Source organism: Ideonella sp. P3_A4, from assembly GCF_056403075.1.
The window spans coordinates 1-1,578 of record NZ_JBFUGE010000984.1; the positions used below are offsets into that span (position 1 = coordinate 1).

Annotated in this window: 2 protein-coding genes; one reads left to right on the top strand and one right to left on the bottom strand. The window is 66.5% G+C overall.

Features of this window, described 5'->3' with window-relative positions; translation table 11 throughout:
- Positions 1 to 1,153, bottom strand: a 1,153-nt coding sequence (locus AC1DYI_RS35100; RefSeq protein WP_477208716.1) for a beta-ketoacyl-ACP synthase, incomplete at its 3' end; no start/stop codon positions are given.
- A 99-nt stretch (positions 1,154 to 1,252) separates the two neighbouring features.
- Here AC1DYI_RS35100 and AC1DYI_RS35105 point away from each other — a divergent pair.
- Positions 1,253 to 1,578, top strand: a 326-nt coding sequence (locus AC1DYI_RS35105) for a TetR/AcrR family transcriptional regulator (RefSeq protein ID WP_477208717.1), incomplete at its 3' end; no start/stop codon positions are given.

Genomic DNA, 1,578 nt, shown 5'->3' on the forward strand with positions numbered 1-1,578 from the left:
GTTCGAGGTTCAGCGTCATGGGGACGACCTGATCGCGCAAAGCCAAGGCGATGAAGATCGCCGCGACGCCACCGGCCGCGCCCAGCAAGTGTCCCGTTGCCGACTTGGTGGAGGTGATGGCGAGTGGGGCGTTGACGCCGAACAAGTCGCGTACAGCGGCCAACTCGCCCAGGTCGCCGACGGGCGTCGAGGTCGCGTGCGCGTTGAGATGCTGCAAGTCAGCAGGGGTCAGGCCGGCCTGCGTCAGCGCCGTCTGCATCGAACGTCGCGCGCCGCTGCCGTCTTCGGGGCTGGAGGTGATGTGAAACGCATCGGCGCTGGTGCCATAGCCAACGAGTTCCACCAGGGGCGTGGCGCCGCGCCCAAGTGCGTGTTCGAGCGACTCAATGACCAGCATGCCGGCGCCTTCGCCCATGACGAAACCGTCGCGGCTTTGGTCGAAGGGTCGCGATGCGCGGGTGGGTGTGTCGTTGAAGCCGGTGGACAAGGCTTTCGCTGCGGCAAAGGCGCCGAGGCTGACGCGGTCGATCGCGGCCTCGGCGCCACCGCATACGGCGATGTCTGCCTCGCCGCAGCGGATCAGCCGCGCCGCGTCGCCGATGGCTTGGATGCTCGCGGCACATGCGGTCACCGGGGCACCCATGGGCCCCTTCAGGCCATGCCTGATCGACACGTGACCTGCGGCAAGGTTGACCAGGAACGAGGGGATCGTGAACGGCGAAAGACGCTTCGGCCCACGCGTCTCGGTCGTGCGCACCGCACCCGCAATCGCCGGGAAGCCGCCGATGCCCGACGCGATGACCGTGGCCGTGCGCCGCTGCGACGCTTCGTCGGCTGGAGCCCATTGCGCCTGCCCGAGTGCCTCTTGCGCAGCGGCGAGCGCGAAGGCGATGAAGCGGTCCATCTTGCGCTGGTCTTTGGTCGACACGAAGCGGTCGATGTCGAAGCCGCCGACGGCATCTTCGCGCACGTCAGGCACCACACCGCCAACGCGGGCCGCGATGTCGGCAGTGATCGAATCCGGCAGCAGCCGCAAGCCTGACTGGCCGGCCAGCAGCCGCTGCCAAGTCAGCTCGACGCCGCAGCCCAGAGGCGAAACCAATCCCATGCCGGTGACGACGATTCGGTGGTTCGCAGCGGGAGCTGGTTGCATGGATTCCGTCCTGGCGAGTTTATTGATGATGATCAACATCATACGGTATGAGTATGATCGTCATCAAAAGTCGGGTCCCATCGGCCCGAAAGGACCGCCATGAAAGTCTCGAAGACTCAGGTGACTGAGAATCGCCAGGCCATCCTTCAGGCCGCGGCCCGGCTGTACCGCGAGCGCGGCTTCACCGGCGTGGGCGTCGCCGACATCACACGCGCGGCCGGGCTCACCCACGGCGGGCTGTACCGGCACTTCGAATCGAAGGAGGCACTGGCAGCCGAGGCCGCGAAATTTGCATTCGGGTGGAAACTCTCGGAGTTGGAAGCACCCGGTGCCGAGGCGGACGCAGATCCCGGCACGTTCCTTCAAACCGGCGTCGCGAACTACCTGTCACCACAGCACCGCGACAGCGTCGGCCAAGGCTGCCC